Genomic DNA, 18,599 nt, shown 5'->3' on the forward strand with positions numbered 1-18,599 from the left:
GAACTGGAGGCGACATGACCCAGGGTGAAGGCCCCGATAATGGGGGCAGGACCGCGCGCGCGGTGGCGCAGGATGTGATCGCCGCGCGCACGGATGCCTATTTCAATCGTACGCGGGCCATTGTCGAACGCTTCGGGGACAGGAAGGTGACCTACGCCATCTTCCTGCGCCGCCCCGTCATCTCGGCGCCACGGCTTATGGTGGAGTGGCTGCACGCGGTCGCGGCCCGGTGCGGGACCACCCTTGAATGCACGGTCATGTTTCCCGAAGGGACATGGGTGGGCGCGGGTGAGCCGCTGGCCTACATCACCGGGTCGTTCGCGTGGCTCGCCCCGCTTGAGACGCTCATGCTCCAGTTGCTGGGACCGGCCTGTGTCGCGGCCCATAATGCCTACCAGATGGCCATGGCGCTGCCGCATGTGCGCTTTCTGGCCATGGAGGCCCGGCATTGCGCGGGCTTCGACATGCAGGAGCAGATGGCCTATGCCGCCTCGGTGGGAAGTCTTGCGGCCCGGAAGGAAGGGGCGCAGGGCTTCATCGGGGGGGCGAACGACGCCACGGCGCATTATTTCGGTGCGTCCATGGGGCTGGGCACCATGCCGCACGCGCTGGTGGGCTATGCCGGGTCCACGCTGGCGGCGGCCGAGATGTTCCACACGGTCTATCCTAATACGGACCTGGTGGTGCTGGTCGATTATTTCGGCCATGAGATCACGGACGCGCTGGAAGTCTGCCGCCATTTTCCCGAACTTGCCGCGACAGGGCGGCTGTCCGTGCGGCTTGACACCCATGGCGGCCGGTTTCTGGAGGGGCTGGACCCGGCTTCGTCCTATGCCGTGCTGGAGCGGCATACGCCGGGCAGCATCCGGCGCTACCGTTCCGACAAGGAACTGCGCCACCTTGTCGGCACCGGCGTGTCCGCCGCCGCCATCTGGCGCATGCGCGAAGTGCTGGATGAGGCCGGATTCCCCCATGTGCGCATTATTGCGTCATCGGGCTTCAGTGTGGAAAAATGCCTCAGCATGGCGGACGCCCATGCCCCGGTCGATGTGATCGGCACCGGCTCCTTCATTCCCGATCGCTGGTCGGAAACCTATGCCACGGCTGACATCGTGGCCTATGACGATACGCCACGGGTCAAGGTGGGGCGTGAGTTCCTGCTTCGTCGCAAAAGCGACCTCTAGTGCGCGCAGGCCCCGATACGGGGCGGATAACGAAAGGCTTCATCGTGTCAGACACCATTTTTGCCCCCGCGGAGGGGTGGCGCGTGCGGATTCTGGATCTGTCAGGCGGTGCCGAGGACAATATCGTGGAGGAAGTCGGCGGCTTCCCCGACCTGATCCAGGCCAACGCCTTCGCGCGCGCCTATGTGCGCGACAGTATCGAGCGGTGCCGCATGGCGGGCCTTTCCCCCGCCGAGGTGCTCAAGGCGTGGTTTTCCTTCGGGGAGGACGCTGAGGTGCTCGAGGCCGGTGACATGGGCTGGCGCTCGGCCAATGAACTGGACGATTTCGCGGCCCATGCCGCCACACCCATGGAGCGTGACTGGCGCGCCTTCGACCCCCGCCGCGCGGAGGATGACGAGGCCGAGGACTGAGCGCGCGCCCATTGCGCATTGGTGGTCCATGCTCTCTGGCGTTTCGGGCGTGATCGCCGCATATAGGGGGCATGAAACTCCGTTTTGCGCCCAGCCCGACCGGGCTGATCCATGTTGGCAATGCGCGTCAGGCCATTGCCAATGCCCTGTTTGCCCGCCGCCATGGCGCGCGTTTCCTGCTGCGGATCGATGATACCGACAGGGGCCGCTCGAAAGAGGAATATGTGCAGGCCCTGCAGGACGACCTGCGCTGGCTGGGCATCGGGTGGGACGAATATGTCCGCCAGTCGGACCGGCTGGACCGCTACGCGCTGGCCATCGAACACCTGAAGGCCAGCGGGCGGCTTTATCCATGTTTTGAAAGCGAGCAGGAACTCGCCTCCAAGCGCGAGGCGCGCATCCGCATGCGCAAGCCCCCCATTTACGACCGTGCGATGCTGCGCATGACCCCGCAGCAGCGCGCACAGGCCGAAGCCAATGGCAAGGTGCCGTACTGGCGCTTCAAATTGTCCGACCACCGCACGGTGGAATGGAATGACCTGGTCATGGGGCCATCGCGCGTCAAGCTGCCCGCCATTTCCGATCCGGTGCTGGTGCGCGCCGATGGCACGGTGCTGTACACCCTGGCCTCGGTTGTGGATGACATGGAACTGGGCATCACCCACATCATCCGTGGGGAGGACCATGTGACCAATACCGGCGTGCAGATCGACATCGCCGAGGCGCTGGGCGCGAAGCGCAACCGCTTCACCTTCGCGCACCTTCCGCTTTTGCTGGATGAGGGCGGCGGCAAGCTGTCCAAGCGTTTCGATGGACTGTCGATTCGCGCGCTCAGGCAGGACGGGATCGAGCCTTCCGCCATCGTATCCTACCTCGCCCGCCTTGGCAGCGCGGATGACCCGGCCCCGCTTTCGTCTGATGAACTGGCCGCCAGCTACGACCTCGGTCGTGTCTCACGCTCGGCCGCGCGCTTCGACATGCGGCAGTTGCTGGGGCTGAACCGCCGCATCATGCACGCCATGCCGTTTGAGGAAATTCGTGCCCGCCTGCCCGATGGCGCGACCGAAGCCTTCTGGCATGCCGTGCGCGGCAATGTGGACATGGCCAGTGAGCTGCGCCAGTGGTGGGACGTGGTGGCGGGCGAGATCGTACCGCCCGTCATGGACGCGCAGGACACGCCCTTCCTGCTTCAGGCGCTGGAATGCCTGCCCGCCGAACCGTGGGACGACACGACATGGAAAACATGGACCACCGCCGTGCGTGAGGCCACGGGCCGTACCGGGCGCGCGCTGTTCCACCCCCTGCGCCTGGCCCTGACGGGGGAGGAGAGCGGGCCGGAAATGCGTGACCTGCTCCCGCTCATGGGGCGCGAGCGCGTGGCCGGACGGTTAAGGATCGTATCGCGCTGAGATGAAAAAAGGCCCGGATTGGAACCGGGCCTTTTTCATAAGTGATTTGAAAATAACTGATTGATAAAGATAAAAGTTTTTGGGTGCTGCCTTTTTTCAAAAAGGCGGCGTTTCCTGAAGCTTTTTGAAAAAAGCTTCATCACAAACTTCCTTACAATTTACGGAATGTGCCCAGGGCAGACGCTTACCTGTCGCCCGCCTGCCGGGCCTTGCGCCCGCGTGAGAGTTCGGTCACCACGCCGTGCAGCGTGCGCAGTTCCTGCTCCGTCACCTCACCACGCAGGAAGAAGTGCCGCAGGTTGCGCACCATGCCCGCGCGCTTCTGCTCATTGCGCAGGAAGCCGCACTCATCCAGATCGGTGATGAGATGGCGCATGAAATTGTCCAGCTCGCCCCGGGTCGCCACATGCGTCTCATTGGTCATGAGCGTGCGCGGCGGCGTGTCGTCATGCGTCATCCACCATTCATACGCCATGATCATGACCGCCTGCGCCAGGTTGAGCGACATGAAGGAAGGATTGAGCGGGTAGCGGATCAGGGCATCGGCGCGGGCCATGTCCTCGTTATCCAGCCCCGCGCGCTCAGGCCCGAACATGAGGCCGACCTTCAGCCCGCGCTCCGTCATCTCACGCAGTTCGGCGGCCCCGCCGCGGGCGGTCATGACCGGCTTGACGATATGGCGCGGGCGCGGACAGGTGGCGAAGACATGGTGCAGGTCGGCCACCGCGTCATCCACCGTCTCGAACACGGTGGCGGATTCGAGGATGCGGTCGGCCCCCGAGGCGCTGCGCCATGCGCGCTCCAGCGGCCAGCCGTCACGCGGGGCGACAAGACGCATGTGGAACAGCCCGCCATTGGCCATGGCGCGCGCGGTGGTGCCGATATTCTCGGCCATCTGGGGCCGGACAAGGATCACGACCGGGCTGTTGCCGATGGGGCCGATATCCGCCCCGCCATCGCGTCCGGTCATGCCTGCCTCCATGTCGTGCCCTGCGGGCCATCCTCAAGTACGATGCCCTGCGCCGCCAGTTCATTGCGTATGGCGTCGGCCCGGCCGAAATCACGCGCCTTGCGCGCGGCCAGACGTTCGGCGATCAGGGCTTCGATGGCGCTGGCGTCAACGGTGCTGCGACCACGGAACCACTGCTCGGGTGTGTCATGCAGCAGGCCGATCAGGTTGCCCGCCGCCCTGAGCTGGCGGGCAGCCAGGGTGTCACCACCCAGTGCGGCATCGGCCAGCGCGTGCATCTCCGCCAGTGCGCGGGGGGTGTTCAGGTCATCGCACAGCATGGATACGAAGCTGTCCGGCGGCGGGGGCAGGGGAGCAGGCTGTTCGGGCAGGTGTTCCAGCGCGCGGTAGAAGCGGTCGAGCATCTGGCGTGCCTCATCCAGCCCGGCCTGCGTGAAGTTCAGGACCGAACGGTACTGCGCACGCAGCAGCAGCAGGCGCAGCGCTTCCGCCGGGGTGTCGCGCAGCACGTCGCGCACGGTCATGAAGTTGCCGAGGGATTTCGACATCTTCTCCCCGTTGACCAGCAGCATGGCGTTATGCACCCAGTGCGTGGCGAAGCGCCCATGCGGGTGGCAGCACATGCTCTGCGCGCGTTCGTTTTCATGGTGGGGGAAAAGAAGGTCCGACCCGCCGCCGTGAATATCGAAGCTTTCGCCCAGGTAACGGTGCGACATGGCCGAACATTCGATATGCCAGCCCGGCCGCCCGCGCCCCCATGGGCTGTCCCAGCCCGGCGTCTGGTCGTCCGATGGCTTCCACAGCACGAAATCCCCCGGATCGCGCTTGTAGGGGGCGACTTCCACCCGTGCGCCCGCGATCAGGTCATCGGGGCTGCGGCCCGACAATGCGCCATAGGAATCGTAGGTGCCCACCGCGAACAGCACGTGCCCCTGTGCCTCATAGGCATGGCCGCTTTCGATCAGGCGGCGGATCATGTCCTGCATTTCACCGATATGGTGGGTCGCGCGCGGTTCCACGTCGGGCGGCAGGATGGAGACGGCGGCCAGATCGTCATGGAAGTCGTGGATGGTGCGCGCGGTCAGGTCCGCTATGGATTCGCCGTTGGCCAGCGCGCGGGCGTTGATCTTGTCATCCACGTCCGTGATGTTGCGCACATAGGTCACGCGCGGGTACAGGTGGCGCAGCAGGCGCACCAGCACGTCCGCCGTCAGCATGGCGCGCAGGTTGCCGATATGCGCCAGATCATAGACCGTGGGGCCGCAGTAATAGACGCGTACGTTCAGCGGGTCGAGCGGAACGAAGGGAACGGTGCTGCGGGTCCTGCTGTCATGCAGGTGCAGGCGGGGCTGTGTATCGGACATGATGCGTCTAGATGCGACAGACAGCCAGTGGGGCGCAAGACTTCATCTGTGTCTCCCGTGGGGGGTGGACAAAAGGGGCGGCGAACGGCTGGCCACTGCTGCCCTTTCAGCCGATTTCCTGCCCGATCTGCTTGATGTCGTGAAAGGCGAGATCGGGGTTCCCTTCCGCCGTGCGGCGCATCATGAACGCCGAGGACGCAAGGAAGACCGGGTCGCCGTCAATATCGTCCGCCATGGCGGGGCGGTTGACCATGCAGAACGTTTCCAGCTTGTCGCGCGGGCCGGTGACCCAGCGGGCCAGGTTGTACGGCGTCGATTCAAAACCGATGGCCACGCCATATTCGCCCTTGAGCCGGGATTGCAGCACATCGAGCTGGAGCGTGCCCACCACGCCCACGATCGGCGGCGCGCCGTCCTGCGGGCGGAAAAGCTGCACTACGCCTTCCTCCGCCAGTTCGGTCAGGGCCTGGCGCAGCTTCTTGGCCTTCATCGCGTCATCCAGCCGCACACGGCGCAGGATTTCGGGGGCGAAGTAGGGCACGCCGGTAAAGCGCAGGTCCTCGCCCTCGGTCAGGGTGTCGCCAATGCGCAGCGTGCCGTGGTTGGGAATGCCCACCACGTCACCCGCGAAGGCCTCTTCAGCCAACTGGCGGTCGCGGGCGAAGAAGAACTGCGGGGTATGGAGCGCGAACTGCTTGCCAATGCGCACATGCTTGAGCCGCATGCCGCGTTGCAGCCTGCCCGAACAGATGCGCGCGAACGCCATGCGGTCGCGGTGGTTGGGGTCCATGTTCGCCTGGATCTTGAACACCAGCGCGGTGAGCGCGGGTTCATCGGCGCGGACATTGCGGGTCTCGGTCGCCTGGTCGCGTGGCGGCGGGCCGAAGGCGGCCAGCGCGTCCAGCAGGTCGGTCACGCCGATTTCCTTCATCGCGCTACCGAAGAATACCGGTGTCAGGTGACCGGCATTGAAACTTTCACGGTCGAATTCGGGAAGTGCGGCCTCGACCAGCTCCAGATCCTCGCCAAGCTGCACCATGCGCGGGTCGGACTGGTCCAGTTCCTCGCTCACATGCAGTTCACGGCTGCGCAGGTCATAGGTGCCGACAAATTTGGCCGCCCGCCCCACCGGCCATGTGGCCGGTGCGGTGTCCAGCGCCAGCGAGGACGAGATTTCATCAAGCAGGGCAAAGGGATCCTGCGATTCGCGGTCCATCTTGTTGATGAAGGTCACGATGGGAATGTCGCGCAGGCGGCAGATCTCGAACAGCTTGCGCGTGCGCGCCTCGATCCCCTTGGCGGCGTCGATCACCATCACGGCGGCGTCCACCGCCGTCAGCGTGCGGTAGGTATCTTCCGAAAAGTCTTCGTGGCCCGGCGTATCGAGCAGGTTGAAGATGCAGCCGCCATATTCGAACGTCATGACCGAGGTCACGACCGAAATGCCACGGTCGCGCTCGATCCCCATCCAGTCCGAACGCGTGCGCCGCCGCTCGCCCTTGGCCCGGACGTTACCGGCCATCTGGATCGCGCCGCCGGCGCGCAGGATGCGCTCGGTCAGCGTGGTCTTGCCCGCATCGGGATGCGAGATGATGGCGAATGTGCGCCGCCGGGTAATTTCGGCGGCAAGCGAGGTATCGGCTGCGGGGGCGTTCACGAGCGTGTCCATTCCTGCGGCTGGCCCGGCGGGAAGGCTGTGGAACCAGGCAGGGGCCAGAAACGCGGACGCCGGACGCGGGGACTCAGCCCCACGCCCGGCGTCACGCCTGCCCGGTTCCGGGACTTGATCAGCGAGAGTAGAATTCGATGACCAGGTTCGGTTCCATCTGGACCGGATAAGGAACGTCCGACAGCTTGGCCGAGCGCAGGAACGTGCCCTTCATCTGGCGGTGATCTACTTCCATGTATTCCGGAACGTCGCGTTCGCCGCTCTGGGCCGCATCCAGCACGATGGCGAGCTGCTTGGACTTTTCACGCACTTCGATCACATCGCCGTCCCGCACCAGGAAGGAGGGGATGTTGACCTTGCGGCCATTGACCGTGATGTGGCCGTGGCTGATGAACTGGCGCGCCGCGAACGGGGTGATCGCGAACTTCATGCGGTAAACAACCGCATCCAGCCGGCGTTCCAGCAGGTCGATCAGGTTTTCGGAGGTATCGCCCTTGCGGCGGACGGCCTCGTCATAATACTTGCGGAACTGCTTTTCGCCGATGTTGCCGTAGTAGCCCTTCAGCTTCTGCTTGGCCATCAGCTGCACGGAGAAGTCGGAGGGCTTCTGCTTGCGGCGCTGGCCATGCTGGCCGGGGCCATATTCGCGCTTGTTGACCGGGGACTTCGCACGGCCCCACAGGTTCACGCCAAGGCGGCGATTGATTTTGTACTTGCTCTCAAGGCGCTTGCTCATGTCGCGCTTTCTCTTCATTCATCTGCATGACCCGTGGCGGAGCACGTGCCATGTCGTTGCACCGGTAGGTCCTGTTCCCCATGAACAGGACGGGCGCGCTACGTATTACCGGCGCCGGGGAGCAATCACCCATGGGCGCCGGCCGTGTCGTCCACGTTCCCGGCAGTCGGGCGCGTATAGAAGTACTGCGGGGGCCGTGTCAATCATCACGGTGTGCCCATCGTGCCGAAAGCCTGTATCGCACTGGCATGCCCGCCTGTTATGAAGCGGGAGCAAACGAATTTTCCACCATGATGAATAAGGGGTCTATGCGCATGGAAACGCCATTTACGCAGCGCTGGGGGCTGTTTGTCGGGCTGGGCGTCGTCTCGCTCGTGCTTGGGTTCATGGCATGGGTGGATGCGCTGGCCGTCTCGCTGGCCAGCACGATCCTGTTCGGGCTGCTGCTGTTCGTGGCGGGCACGCTGCAACTGGTGCATGCCTTCGCCGTGCGGGAGTGGAGCGGCAGGCTCATGTCCATCCTGGGGGGCGGGCTGTATATTCTGGCGGGCGTGATGATGATGGAGGAACCGGCCACCGGCTCCATGGTCATCACGCTGTTCATCGCGGCCTGTCTGGTGGTGTCGGGTATCGGGCGCATCGTCATGGCGTTCCAGCAGCGCGGCCTGCAGGGCTGGTGGCTGATCCTGCTCGGCGGCGTGATCAGCCTGCTGGTGGGGGTGTGCCTGTATGTGACGCTGCCGTGGTCGGGGCTGTGGCTGATCGGCACCTTCATTGCCGTTGAACTGATCGCCAGCGGAATCGGCTGGGTCCAGTTCGGTCTGGCCCTGCGCCAGGCCGCCTACCTGCCGCCGGAAAACTGAGCGGCCAGGGCGCGCTCGATCGGGTTGTCGGCGCTGACTTCCAGCACGGCGCGCAGGTCATCGGCGGTCATGCGCGCCTCGAACGCGGGGCCGCCGGGCTGGAACAGGTTCGCGCGTGACAGTGGCCCCGCCATGACCGGGTCGAAGCCCGCGTCATGGATCAGCCAGCCCGTCGCATACAGCGCCTGCGTGACATTTCCCGCCATGGGCAACCCCATGCGTGGGGGCGGACGCCCGCTCTGCGCGGCCAGTGTCGTCATGTCCTCGGAATTGAAGGCCCTGACCACCGCGGCCGAGGGAAACAGCGCCTGCGTGGTCAGTCCCGCGCCGTCGCGCTGCGCCAGACGCCCGATCCTGCCATCGCGCCATGGATAGGGATTGGTGACATCCACCAGCGGGCGGCTGCCCAGCAGCGGCCCGATGCTGTTGCCAAGCTGCGGCAGCGCGCCATAGGGCACCGCCAGCACGACGACATCCCCGAATTCCACGACCTCCTGCGCGCTGCCCGCGTGGGCGAGGGGGGAGGAGAATCCCGCCGCCCGTTCTTCCGCATCCCGGCGGTCAAGGGCGGAAAACATGACCTGGTGCCCGGCCTCGATCCATAACCGGCCCAGCGTGCCGCCCACATGCCCCGATCCGACCATGCCGATGCGCAGGGGCGTGCGCGCCCGGGCGGCCCGCGGCAGGCTGGCGGGCAGCAGGCTGGCCAGCAGGGCGGTCAGGCCCTGGCGGCGGGTCAGGTTCAGTGGCGGCATATATTTCTCCTGTTCATCGGGCTGTGGCGGTATGGCGCGGGATGTTTTATCTGTAGTTTGGTTTTTTGCCGAACTGACCGCTATTATATGGCACAGAGCCGGGTAGAGCAGGAGTAACAGCGCCATGACCAACACACCCGATCAGGAGAATGGCGCAGCGGTGGCCCAATCCGCTGTTCCCGACGGCGTGGCGCATCCTGATGAGGTGCTGCACGAAGCCGCACAGGAAGACGAGGCCGCACAGGCCGCGACCGACGTGCCCGATCCCGGCCCGGTACCCGCCGCCCGGACACATGTGGTGGTCTCCCCCGACGATGCCGTCGCCACCACGCCGGAGACCGCCATGGCCAGCGTGGCGGGCGTGTTCCGGCCCTATAAGGACACGTTCCAGCTCATGGGCGCGGTGCTGTTCGTGATGGTGGTGCTGGGCGTGGGGTGGAACGCCATGCATGCATCGGGCATCTGGCCGGAATGATCCCGTTTTATGAAGTAGTTTGAAAATAAGTAATTAATATAAAAAGTAAAAGTTTTCATCCATGCGTTATTCGGCAAGAAATCTCCAAAAGTCGTCTGTCCGGCCCTGAGCGACGCTGGAAGTCGCCTTGTCAGGGAAGTGCCAGCCGTACCGAGACCGGGCAGTGGTCGGACAGGCGTGCGCTCGGCCCGTCCGCGCGGTAGAGCATGACCCGCAGGCTGTCGGGTTGCAGCCAGCCGCGTGCGGCCCCACCCAGAATGATATGGTCGATAAAATAACTGCCCTGCCCGCAGGGGCTGGCATGGCCTGCGGTGGCGAGTGTCAGCGGGCCGTTTTCCGCCAGCATGCGCAGGGCCGGGTCATCCGGGGCCAGCAGGCGGTTGAAGTCGCCCAGCACGGCAAAGGCTTCCCCCTCATCCTGCCGCTCCAGAATCCAGTCCTGGATCACGGCCATCTGCCGCAGCAGCGTAAGACAGGCCGGTTTGCGCTCACGCGGCCCGGAATCGCGGCATCCGGCCTTGAGATGGATGACGAGCAGCCGCAGCCTGTCCGGCCCGGTACCAATGCTCAGATCCAGCCCTGAACGCAGATGGCGCGGCGCATCGGGGGGATAGACATCCAGCGCCGTGACATCGGGGTGGCGTTCCACGCTCAGCCCGGAACGGATGGCGAGCGCCACCTTCTGCACCACCTGGTCGCCTGAAATGATGATGTGATAGGCCGGGGCGGGAAACAGGCGGGCGGCAAGGGCGGCGGTGTCGATTTCCTCAAGCGCCACAATATCCGGGGCCAGCCTGCGGGCGTACTGCGCCAGCCGGTCCAGTTCCGCGGGTGTGCGTGGCGTGACATCCGCGGGCAGCGCCGCGTCACCCTGCGCGCGGGCTGTCAGCCAGTCGAGGTTCCATGTGGAAAGTTTAAGGCTGCCCGCCGCCTGCGGGGCACCGGCGGGCAGGGCCAGCAACATGGACAGGCATACTGGCCCCCACCACCGCCCGCCGCCAGCTTCAGTCCGTGGTCGGCCTGTCGGTCTGCGCCTGAAGGGCCGCGATGGCTTCATCCACATGGATGAACCTGCGGGACGCTTCATCCAGGACCACCACTTCCCCGCTTGCGATATCATAGAACCATCCCTGCAACGTCAGGGTGCCACGGGCAACCCCTGCCGCCACGGCGGGATGCGTGCGCAGATGGGCGATCTGGAGCTGTACGTTCTGCTCGGACAGGCTGCGCACGGTGGCGGGGCCGGCATCCGATGCCTCAAGAACGGCGCGCGCGGCTTCGGCATTGCGCAGCCAGCTTGCCACGGTGGGCATCCTGTTCAGCTTGCTGGGGTCGGGATCCAGCAGGGCCTGCATCGCGCCGCAGTTGGAATGACCGCAGACGATGATGTGCGAAACCTTGAGCGCGCTTACGGCATATTCGATGGCGGATGACACGCCGCCCAGCATTTCCCCATAGGCGGGCACGATATTGCCGATGTTGCGCAGCACGAACAGGTCGCCCGGCTGGGTCTGGGTAATCATGCTGGGGTTCACCCGGCTGTCGGCGCAGGCGATGAACAGCGTATCGGGGGACTGGCTTTCGGCCAGGCTGGCGAACAGTTCACGGTTCTGGGGAAAGACTTCCGTATTGAAGCGCTCTACACCGCGCAGGAGATCAATGAGGGTATCCCGGGCAGTATTGGTATCGGCCATCGTAAAATCCTGTCACCTGAATATCCAGACATGGGGAAGAAACCACGTTGTGCAACAGAACTGGTGCGGCACCCGGTGGCCCGGTCTGGATCTTTCTCCGTCTATATCATGGAAACACCTGTCCGCCACAAATGTTTCTTGGTTACGTATGATGGAAATACTAAGTAACCGCAATATAGTTAATAAATATTCACTTTCTGTATTGAAACACTGGCAACGCACCCCGCGTACAGCACAACGGCGCGGCCAGGGACCGCGCCGTTGCATGCTGCCGGGGGGCGGGATAATGCCTGCTCAGCCCGCAACCGCCTGCCGCAGGGCGTCGCGCACGGCGTCCAGCGCGGCCGCGACCTTGCCAATATCGGGGCCACCGGCCTGCGCCATGTCGCGTCGGCCACCGCCGCCCTTGCCCCCCATGGCGGCACTCGCCGCGCGTACCAGGGCCACGGCATCGACCCGTTCGGCCAGATCGGGGGTGGCGGCGACCACGATGCTGCCCTTGCCATCAGCAGTGGAAATCAGGGCAATGACGCCCGAGCCGATTTCCGTGCGCAGGGAGTCCGCCAGCGGCTTGAGTTCCTTGGGCGGCAGTTCGCCCACATTGCGCGCGTCAAGCCGGATACCGTTGATTTCCTCCACCGTCGTGGCGGCCTGACTGCCCGAGGCCAGCTTGCGCTGCAGGTCGGAAATCTGGCGTTCCATGACCTTGCGCTCATCCAGCAGCACCGCAAGGCGCTCGGGCGCTTCCGCGGGCGGAACCCGCAGCATCGCGGCCATCTGGACCAGACGCTCTTCCGTGGCGATGGTCGCACTTTCTGCCGCGCGGCCCGTCACCGCCTCGATACGGCGCACGCCCGATGAGACGCCACTTTCCGATGTGATGCGGAACAGCCCGATATCGCCCGTGCGGCGCACATGGGTGCCCCCGCACAGTTCGATCGACCATCCGGCGCGGCCTTCCTCCGGCGCGCCCATGGAGACCACGCGCACCTCATCGCCATATTTCTCACCAAACAGGGCCATCGCGCCGTGTTCAATGGCTTCTTCCGGCGTCATGTGGCGCGTGGTCACTTCCGTGTTTTCACGGATGCGGGCATTGACCTCGGCCTCGATGCTGGCCAGTTCCTCGGGCGTGATGGGGCGGGGCTGGCTTACGTCAAAGCGCAGGCGGTCGGGGGCGTTCAGGCTGCCCTTCTGGGTCACATGCGCGCCCAGGCGGCGGCGCAGGGCCTCGTGCAGCAGGTGGGTGGCGGAATGGTGTGCGCGGATGGCGCTGCGGCGGGCATGGTCAACCTGCGCCGTGACCGCCATGCCCGGGCGGATCGTACCTTCGATGACCGTGCCGTAATGCACCATCAGGTCGCCCAGCTTCTTTTGCGTATCGGTGACGGCCACGTGCAGGCCGGGCGCGGTGATGGTGCCGGTATCGCCCACCTGGCCACCGCTTTCGCCATAGAAGGGGGTCTGGTTCAGCAGCAGCGCCACCTTCGTGCCGGGGCCTGCCGCGTCCACCTGCGCGTTGTCCACGATGACGGTCTGGACCTCGGCATCCGATGTTTCGGTGGTGTAGCCCAGGAACTCGGTCGCGCCGAAGGTGTCACGCGCCTCGAACCACACGGTTTCGGTCGCGCTGTCGCCCGATCCGCTCCAGGCCGCGCGCGCGCGTTTGCGCTGCACGTCCATGGCCTCGTTGAATCCGGCCACATCCACGTCATGGCTGGTGCCGCGCAGGGCATCCTGCGTCAGGTCCAGGGGGAAGCCGAAGGTATCGTACAGCCTGAACGCGACATCGCCCGGCAGGGGCGCGCCGTCGCCCAGCCGCTCCGTCTCGTCCGCCAGCAGCGACAGGCCGCGGTCGAGCATCGCCTTGAAGCGTTCTTCCTCGCCGCGCATCGTCTCCTCGATCAGGGCGCGGGCGTGCACCAGTTCGGGATAGGCCTCGCCCATCTGGCGGATCAGGGCGGGGACCAGACGGTAGAAGGTCGGTTCCGTCGTGCCCATCATGTGCAGGTGGCGCATGGCGCGGCGCATGATGCGGCGCAGGACGTAACCCCGCCCGTCCTTGGACGGCAGCACGCCATCGGCGATCAGGAAGGATGTGGAGCGCAGGTGGTCGGCCACCACGCGGTGGCTGGCGTTGAACGGGCCATCGGGCTCCTGCCCCGTCACCTCGGCCGAGGCGAGGATCAGGGCGCGGAAGGTGTCGATGTCATAATTGTCGCGCTTGCCCTGCAAGATGGCGGCGAAGCGTTCCAGCCCCAGCCCGGTATCGATGGACGGGCGCGGTAGGGGCGAGCGCGTGCCGGGCGGGTTTTCGAAATACTGCATGAACACGAGGTTCCAGATCTCGGTAAACCTGTCGCCGTCCTCATCGGGGGAGCCGGGCGGGCCGCCGGCCACTTCGGGGCCGTGGTCGTAGAATATCTCGGAACACGGGCCGCACGGGCCGGTATCGCCCATGCGCCAGAAATTGTCGGATGTGGGAATACGGATGATCCTGTCATCCGGCAGGCCCGCGATCCTGCGCCACAGGCTGGCGGCTTCCTCATCATCGGCATAGACCGTCGTGAGCAGCCTGTCCCGGGACAGGCCGAAGGTGCCGGTGACCAGATTCCATGCCAGCTCGATGGCTTCCGCCTTGAAATAGTCCCCGAACGAGAAGTTGCCCATCATCTCGAAAAAGGTGTGATGCCGGGCGGTGTAGCCCACATTGTCCAGGTCGTTGTGCTTGCCGCCCGCGCGGACCACCTTCTGGGCGGTGGTGGCGCGGGAATAGGGGCGCGTTTCCTGCCCGGTGAACACGTTCTTGAACTGCACCATACCAGCATTGGTAAACAGCAGTGTCGGATCGTTGTGCGGCACCAGGGACGAGGACGGCACGATCTGATGCCCATTCCCGGCAAAATAGTCGAGGAAGGTGGCACGAATGTCGTTGGTTGTGGGCATGGCGGGAGACAGACGATCCTGTATTGAAGATATAGATATAAAACCGGATTCACTCACCTAGCGCAGCTAGCACCAGACCGGAAGTACGAACATGCGTGTTCTGCCATATGGCCGGTGCGTGACGGACCGGGTGCGTGACCCGAAATGGACGGACGGGAAGGAATACGGGATGCACGACTGGCAGGCGGAGCGGGACTGGCCACTTCTGACGCAGGGGCTGGCGGGGCGGTTGCGCAATGACTGCATGGTGCAATGGCTGGAGTTTGTACACCATCCCTTTGTCAAAAGCGTGGGGGACGGCACGCTGGCGCCCGGGGCGTTCAGGAATTTCCTGATCCAGGATTACCTGTACCTGATTCAGTATGCCCGTGCGTGCGCGGTCGCGGTCCATAAATCGGACACGGTGGCGGGCATGCGGCACGCGGCCCATCTCCTGTCGGGCATACTCAATACCGAACTGTCGATGCATGTGGCGTATTGCGCCGGATGGGGGATAGACGAAGCGGCGCTGGAACAGGCGGAGGAGTCGCTGGAGTTACTTGCCTACAGCCGCTTTATACTCGATCGCGCGCTGACGGGCGACCTGCTTGACCTGCTGGTGACAATGGCCCCCTGCCTGATCGGCTATGCGGAACTCGGCGCGCGCCTGCATGCGGATCCGGCCACGAAGCGGGAGGGGAATCCCTACTGGTCATGGATCGCGCTGTACGGTGGGGCGGAGTACACGGAACTGGTGGAAGAGGGTATCCATCGGCTGGAACAGGTGGGCGCGGCCTGTGGCGCGCAGGCGCGCTACCCGGTCTTGCTGGGGGAATTCGCAACCTCGGTCCGGTTGGAAACCGCGTTCTGGGCCACCGCGCGCCCGGCGTGAAATGGCAGGATGGTGGCCCCTTTGCCCGGGGCCGGGGGGGCGTTGAAAACGTGCTTCCGGCTGATATGGAAGTTCGCCATCATTCCCGTCGCGGCACCCGCCGCGAGCGCCAGCACGGGATAGGCCTTGAAGACCGGCGAGAGATGGAACAGCGTGAACACGCAGCCCCGGTTCAGGAAAAACCCCAGTGAGTTACCGGCCAGAAACCGCAGCCACTGGATAATGAAATGATGCTGGTTGCCAGCCTTGCGGAATGTCCATAGCCGGTTGATCAGCCAGTTGATCGAAGCGGCGATGAAATAGGCCGAGATCGTCGCGATGGTCAGCCCCACGACGGGCCGGAGCGTGTAAACGGCAGTCGTGTCCCAACCCAGCCCCAGCAAGCCTACAATGCCGAATTTCAGGAATTGTATGGCTTTCTCATGGGGGGATGCGGACAAGACATTTCCTTTCGCCTGCCGTTGGGGACAGGGTGTCGAAAAAATGCGTAACGAATTCTTCCATGCCCGGCGGGCACCCTTGGCAGGATAGGGGATCTGAAATCAAAAGACAAAAAAGGGAGCAGTCACCCGCTCCCTTTTTTTCAGGCCGGATCAGTGCAGGATGATCTCGACGCGACGGTTCTGGGGCTCACGCGTGTCGGGGCCTGTGGGCACCAGCGGGTGGGCTTCGCCATAACCATGGATGTCGATCGCGTTGGCGGGCACGCCGTCACGGATCAGTTCGGCCTTCACGCTGTCCGCGCGGCGCAGGGACAGGCCAAGGTTGTATTTCTCACCACGCGGGCCGGGATGGGCGGCGGAGTTATCGGTGTAACCGTTAACCTCGATGCGGGTGGTCTGGATGTGGGTGGACGCCTGCGCGGCCTCGGCCACGATCTCACGCGCACGCCCGGTCAGCGCCGCGCCGTCCCAGTCGAAAAACACCAGGTAGGTGCGGGCGGCTGTCGGCGCGGGCGGCACCACGGCGGGAGCCGGCGGCGGCGGCGGCGGCGCGTTGTTGAACGCGTAGCGGACACCTACGATGAACTGGTGGTTGAAGCGGTGATCGAAGCTCGCATGGCCGTCACCCGCGGTGAAGTTGCCCATGGTGAAGGACTGCGGCTGGCCGATCATGCGGTATTCGGTGGTCATCTGCAGGCCCGGCACGCCCGGGATGTCGTAGGCCGCACCGACGATGCCCTGATAGGCGAAGCCGCCCTTGGTGCCGCTCAGGCTGCGGGCGCCGGACGGGTTGTTCGCGCCAACGGTGATGTTGTGGTCACCCTGCCACAGGTAGCCGGCACCCACACCGACGAACGGCGTGACGGGCACATCGATGCTGAACAGGCGCTTCAGGTCGATGTCATACAGGACATTGACGAAACCGCCATAGGAGCGGTCGCTGCCCTTGTCGCCACGGGACTTGCTGTAGATCTCGGACCAGTTGTAATCGCCCTCGACTTCCGCGCGCAGGCCGTTGCCGAAGCCCCAGCCGACCGCGCCGAAGCCGGTCCAGCCATGGCGGTGGCCCAGCTTTTCACGGCCCGGCTCACCGGGAACACCGGCACCGGAATTGGTGTCGGCGAAGTGCCCGTGCTGGGTCTGGGTCAGGTTGTAACCGCCGCCGATATCGACATACGGGCCGGTGATGGTCGTGGCCTTGGCTGCGAACGGTGTCGCTGCCAGCAGACTGGTCGCCAGCAGAGCAGAGCGGAGACGCATAAGATCATCCTTCCTCATGTTATTACTTCTTTGTAAACCACATCTTTCCAATGATGCGAAGATTAATCCATCTGCCATCCCAAACACAGCATGCTTCCTGTGGTTCCGTCCCGTCCGCCATTCATGAACGGCAGAAAGGTGACACTGTGGCGCGAGGCGGTGGAGTAAGAGTTTTTTATATTTAATAACAAGTTACTAAATGGGGAATATCGTTGTGGAAACAACAATGTAATAAAAGATTTAGAGTATTTTGTGGCAAAAAAAACACAAATTGCCTTGTACACATGCGGGGGCGGGAAACATTAGGCAATAAAAAAGGGGAGCACATCGTGCTCCCCTTTCCGGTAACGGGTCGGCCGGATCAGTGCAGGATGATCTCGACGCGACGGTTCTGGGGCTCACGCGTGTCGGGGCCCGTGGGCACCAGCGGGTGGGCTTCGCCATAACCATGAATGTCGATCGCGTTGGCGGGCACACCGTCACGGATCAGTTCGGCCTTCACGCTGTCCGCGCGGCGCAGGGACAGGCCAAGGTTGTATTTCTCACCACGCGGGCCGGGATGGGCGGCGGAGTTATCGGTGTAACCGTTAACCTCGATGCGGGTGGTCTGGATGTGGGTGGACGCCTGCGCGGCCTCGGCCACGATCTCACGCGCGCGCCCGGTCAGCGCCGCGCCGTCCCAGTCGAAGAACACCAGGTAGGTGCGGGCGGCTGTCGGCGCGGGCGGCACCACGGCGGGAGCCGGCGGCGGCGGCGGCGGCGCGTTGTTGAACGCGTAGCGGACACCTACGATGAACTGATGGTTGAAGCGGTGATCGAAGCTCGCATGGCCGTCACCCGCGGTGAAGTTGCCCATGGTGAAGGACTGCGGCTGGCCGATCATGCGGTATTCGGTGGTCATCTGCAGGCCCGGCACGCCCGGGATGTCGTAGGCCGCACCGACGATGCCCTGGTAGGCGAAGCCGCCCTTGGTGCCGCTCAGGCTGCGGGCGCCGGACGGGTTGTTCGCGCCAACGGTGATGTTGTGGTCACCCTGCCACAGATAGCCGGCACCCACACCGACGAACGGCGTGACGGGCACATCGATGTTGAACAGGCGCTTCAGGTCGATGTCATACAGGACGTTGACGAACCCGCCATAGGAGCGGTCGCTGCCCTTGTCGCCACGGGACTTGCTGTAGATCTCGGACCAGTTGTAATCGCCCTCGACTTCCGCGCGCAGGCCGTTGCCGAAGCCCCAGCCGACCGCGCCGAAGCCGGTCCAGCCATGGCGGTGGCCCAGCTTTTCACGGCCCGGCTCACCGGGAACACCGGCACCGGAATTGGTGTCGGCGAAGTGCCCGTGCTGGGTCTGGGTCAGGTTGTAACCGCCGCCGATATCGACATACGGGCCGGTGATGGTCGTGGCCTTGGCTGCGAACGGTGTCGCTGCCAGCAGGCTGGTTGCCAGTAACGCTGCGCGAAGACGCATGGTTGAGTCCTTAAAATCTGATTGCAGGGCGGGCCCTGTCTGTGATCCGGGCAATGGATTTGCCCCGATACAGGGC

General features: G+C 64.5%; 17 protein-coding genes. 6 read left to right on the forward strand and 11 right to left on the reverse strand.

The genetic code is table 11. The features are described 5' to 3' along the window. The first annotated feature begins 14 nt into the window (after window positions 1–14). The 3 genes from LDL28_RS12485 (at window position 15) to gltX (ending at window position 3,006) form a co-directional block, all read left to right on the forward strand. Window positions 15–1,184 (forward strand): nicotinate phosphoribosyltransferase, encoded by a 1,170-nt coding sequence (locus LDL28_RS12485; RefSeq protein WP_233058836.1) that lies wholly within the window; start codon window positions 15–17, stop codon window positions 1,182–1,184. A 44-nt stretch (window positions 1,185–1,228) separates the two neighbouring features. Then, on the forward strand, window positions 1,229–1,597 hold the full coding sequence (locus tag LDL28_RS12490) for a hypothetical protein (protein ID WP_233058837.1): 369 nt from the start codon (window positions 1,229–1,231) through the stop codon (window positions 1,595–1,597). 71 nt (window positions 1,598–1,668) lie between these two features. Then, a complete protein-coding gene (gene gltX / locus LDL28_RS12495) occupies window positions 1,669–3,006 on the forward strand; it encodes a glutamate--tRNA ligase (protein WP_233058838.1) in 1,338 nt (445 codons plus the stop codon). A gap of 184 nt (window positions 3,007–3,190) precedes the next feature. On the opposite strand, the gene LDL28_RS12500 is transcribed toward gltX, so the two are convergent. The 4 genes from LDL28_RS12500 to rpsD form a co-directional block, all read right to left on the reverse strand. Next, complete coding sequence (locus LDL28_RS12500) at window positions 3,191–3,976, reverse strand: RNA methyltransferase (RefSeq protein WP_233058839.1); 786 nt, start codon at window positions 3,974–3,976, stop codon at window positions 3,191–3,193. Further along, complete coding sequence (gene cysS, locus LDL28_RS12505) at window positions 3,973–5,340, reverse strand: cysteine--tRNA ligase (RefSeq protein WP_233058840.1); 1,368 nt, start codon at window positions 5,338–5,340, stop codon at window positions 3,973–3,975. The genes LDL28_RS12500 and cysS overlap by 4 nt, the downstream gene beginning before the upstream one ends. Window positions 5,341–5,446: 106 nt before the next feature. Then, window positions 5,447–7,009 carry a peptide chain release factor 3 gene (locus LDL28_RS12510; RefSeq protein ID WP_233058841.1) on the reverse strand — a complete coding sequence of 521 codons (1,563 nt, stop codon included), beginning with the start codon at window positions 7,007–7,009 and terminating at the stop codon, window positions 5,447–5,449. A gap of 118 nt (window positions 7,010–7,127) precedes the next feature. After that, window positions 7,128–7,745: a 30S ribosomal protein S4 gene (gene rpsD / locus LDL28_RS12515; protein ID WP_102324620.1), complete on the reverse strand. Its 618-nt coding sequence runs from the start codon at window positions 7,743–7,745 to the stop codon at window positions 7,128–7,130. 314 nt (window positions 7,746–8,059) lie between these two features. On the opposite strand from rpsD, the gene LDL28_RS12520 reads away from it, so the two are divergent. After that, the gene (locus tag LDL28_RS12520) at window positions 8,060–8,608 is read left to right on the forward strand and encodes an HdeD family acid-resistance protein (protein WP_233058842.1); all 549 of its coding nucleotides are present in this window, start codon (window positions 8,060–8,062) and stop codon (window positions 8,606–8,608) included. Here LDL28_RS12520 and LDL28_RS12525 read toward each other — a convergent pair. Further along, window positions 8,587–9,363 carry an NADPH-dependent F420 reductase gene (locus LDL28_RS12525; protein WP_233058843.1) on the reverse strand — a complete coding sequence of 259 codons (777 nt, stop codon included), beginning with the start codon at window positions 9,361–9,363 and terminating at the stop codon, window positions 8,587–8,589. The genes LDL28_RS12520 and LDL28_RS12525 overlap by 22 nt on opposite strands. Window positions 9,364–9,487: 124 nt before the next feature. Between LDL28_RS12525 and LDL28_RS12530 the strand changes: the two genes are divergently transcribed. Further along, entirely contained in the window at window positions 9,488–9,838 is a 351-nt protein-coding gene (locus tag LDL28_RS12530) for a hypothetical protein (RefSeq protein WP_233058844.1), read from the forward strand. Window positions 9,839–9,968: 130 nt separating this feature from the next. Here LDL28_RS12530 and LDL28_RS12535 read toward each other — a convergent pair whose 3' ends face one another. From LDL28_RS12535 to alaS, 3 genes are all read right to left on the reverse strand, one after another. After that, the gene (locus LDL28_RS12535) at window positions 9,969–10,802 is read right to left on the reverse strand and encodes an endonuclease/exonuclease/phosphatase family protein (RefSeq protein WP_233058845.1); all 834 of its coding nucleotides are present in this window, start codon (window positions 10,800–10,802) and stop codon (window positions 9,969–9,971) included. A gap of 40 nt (window positions 10,803–10,842) precedes the next feature. Continuing rightward, complete coding sequence (locus LDL28_RS12540) at window positions 10,843–11,532, reverse strand: carbonic anhydrase (RefSeq protein ID WP_233058846.1); 690 nt, start codon at window positions 11,530–11,532, stop codon at window positions 10,843–10,845. Window positions 11,533–11,826: 294 nt separating this feature from the next. Beyond that, a complete protein-coding gene (alaS, locus tag LDL28_RS12545; RefSeq protein ID WP_233058847.1) occupies window positions 11,827–14,478 on the reverse strand; it encodes an alanine--tRNA ligase in 2,652 nt (883 codons plus the stop codon). A 169-nt stretch (window positions 14,479–14,647) separates the two neighbouring features. On the opposite strand from alaS, the gene LDL28_RS12550 reads away from it, so the two are divergent. Continuing rightward, window positions 14,648–15,349, forward strand: a complete 702-nt coding sequence (locus LDL28_RS12550) for a TenA family protein (protein WP_370636393.1) — start codon at window positions 14,648–14,650, stop codon at window positions 15,347–15,349. Here the strand turns inward: LDL28_RS12550 and LDL28_RS12555 are convergent. The 3 genes from LDL28_RS12555 to LDL28_RS12565 form a co-directional block, all read right to left on the reverse strand. Further along, the gene (locus tag LDL28_RS12555; RefSeq protein WP_233058849.1) at window positions 15,271–15,789 is read right to left on the reverse strand and encodes a GtrA family protein; all 519 of its coding nucleotides are present in this window, start codon (window positions 15,787–15,789) and stop codon (window positions 15,271–15,273) included. The genes LDL28_RS12550 and LDL28_RS12555 overlap by 79 nt on opposite strands. Window positions 15,790–15,942: 153 nt before the next feature. Next, window positions 15,943–17,052 (reverse strand): OmpA family protein, encoded by a 1,110-nt coding sequence (locus tag LDL28_RS12560; RefSeq protein WP_233058850.1) that lies wholly within the window; start codon window positions 17,050–17,052, stop codon window positions 15,943–15,945. A 361-nt stretch (window positions 17,053–17,413) separates the two neighbouring features. Beyond that, window positions 17,414–18,523 carry an OmpA family protein gene (locus tag LDL28_RS12565; RefSeq protein WP_233058851.1) on the reverse strand — a complete coding sequence of 370 codons (1,110 nt, stop codon included), beginning with the start codon at window positions 18,521–18,523 and terminating at the stop codon, window positions 17,414–17,416. Window positions 18,524–18,599 lie beyond the last annotated feature (76 nt).

It is taken from the genome of Komagataeibacter sp. FNDCR2 (genome assembly GCF_021295395.1).
In the GTDB taxonomy this organism is placed as follows: Bacteria; Pseudomonadota; Alphaproteobacteria; order Acetobacterales; family Acetobacteraceae; genus Komagataeibacter.

What these genes read in the sequence shown, in the direction of transcription:
- LDL28_RS12485 (WP_233058836.1), top strand. Translation starts at nt 15, where the DNA reads ATGACCCAGGGTGAAGGCCCCGATAATGGGGGCAGGACCGCGCGCGCG.
- gltX (WP_233058838.1), top strand. Translation starts at nt 1,669, where the DNA reads ATGAAACTCCGTTTTGCGCCCAGCCCGACCGGGCTGATCCATGTTGGC.
- LDL28_RS12500 (WP_233058839.1), bottom strand. Translation starts at nt 3,976, where the DNA reads ATGACCGGACGCGATGGCGGGGCGGATATCGGCCCCATCGGCAACAGC.
- cysS (WP_233058840.1), bottom strand. Translation starts at nt 5,340, where the DNA reads ATGTCCGATACACAGCCCCGCCTGCACCTGCATGACAGCAGGACCCGC.
- LDL28_RS12510 (WP_233058841.1), bottom strand. Translation starts at nt 7,009, where the DNA reads ATGGACACGCTCGTGAACGCCCCCGCAGCCGATACCTCGCTTGCCGCC.
- rpsD (WP_102324620.1), bottom strand. Translation starts at nt 7,745, where the DNA reads ATGAGCAAGCGCCTTGAGAGCAAGTACAAAATCAATCGCCGCCTTGGC.
- LDL28_RS12520 (WP_233058842.1), top strand. Translation starts at nt 8,060, where the DNA reads ATGGAAACGCCATTTACGCAGCGCTGGGGGCTGTTTGTCGGGCTGGGC.
- LDL28_RS12525 (WP_233058843.1), bottom strand. Translation starts at nt 9,363, where the DNA reads ATGCCGCCACTGAACCTGACCCGCCGCCAGGGCCTGACCGCCCTGCTG.
- LDL28_RS12530 (WP_233058844.1), top strand. Translation starts at nt 9,488, where the DNA reads ATGACCAACACACCCGATCAGGAGAATGGCGCAGCGGTGGCCCAATCC.
- LDL28_RS12535 (WP_233058845.1), bottom strand. Translation starts at nt 10,802, where the DNA reads ATGTTGCTGGCCCTGCCCGCCGGTGCCCCGCAGGCGGCGGGCAGCCTT.
- LDL28_RS12540 (WP_233058846.1), bottom strand. Translation starts at nt 11,532, where the DNA reads ATGGCCGATACCAATACTGCCCGGGATACCCTCATTGATCTCCTGCGC.
- alaS (WP_233058847.1), bottom strand. Translation starts at nt 14,478, where the DNA reads ATGCCCACAACCAACGACATTCGTGCCACCTTCCTCGACTATTTTGCC.
- LDL28_RS12550 (WP_370636393.1), top strand. Translation starts at nt 14,648, where the DNA reads ATGCACGACTGGCAGGCGGAGCGGGACTGGCCACTTCTGACGCAGGGG.
- LDL28_RS12560 (WP_233058850.1), bottom strand. Translation starts at nt 17,052, where the DNA reads ATGCGTCTCCGCTCTGCTCTGCTGGCGACCAGTCTGCTGGCAGCGACA.
- LDL28_RS12565 (WP_233058851.1), bottom strand. Translation starts at nt 18,523, where the DNA reads ATGCGTCTTCGCGCAGCGTTACTGGCAACCAGCCTGCTGGCAGCGACA.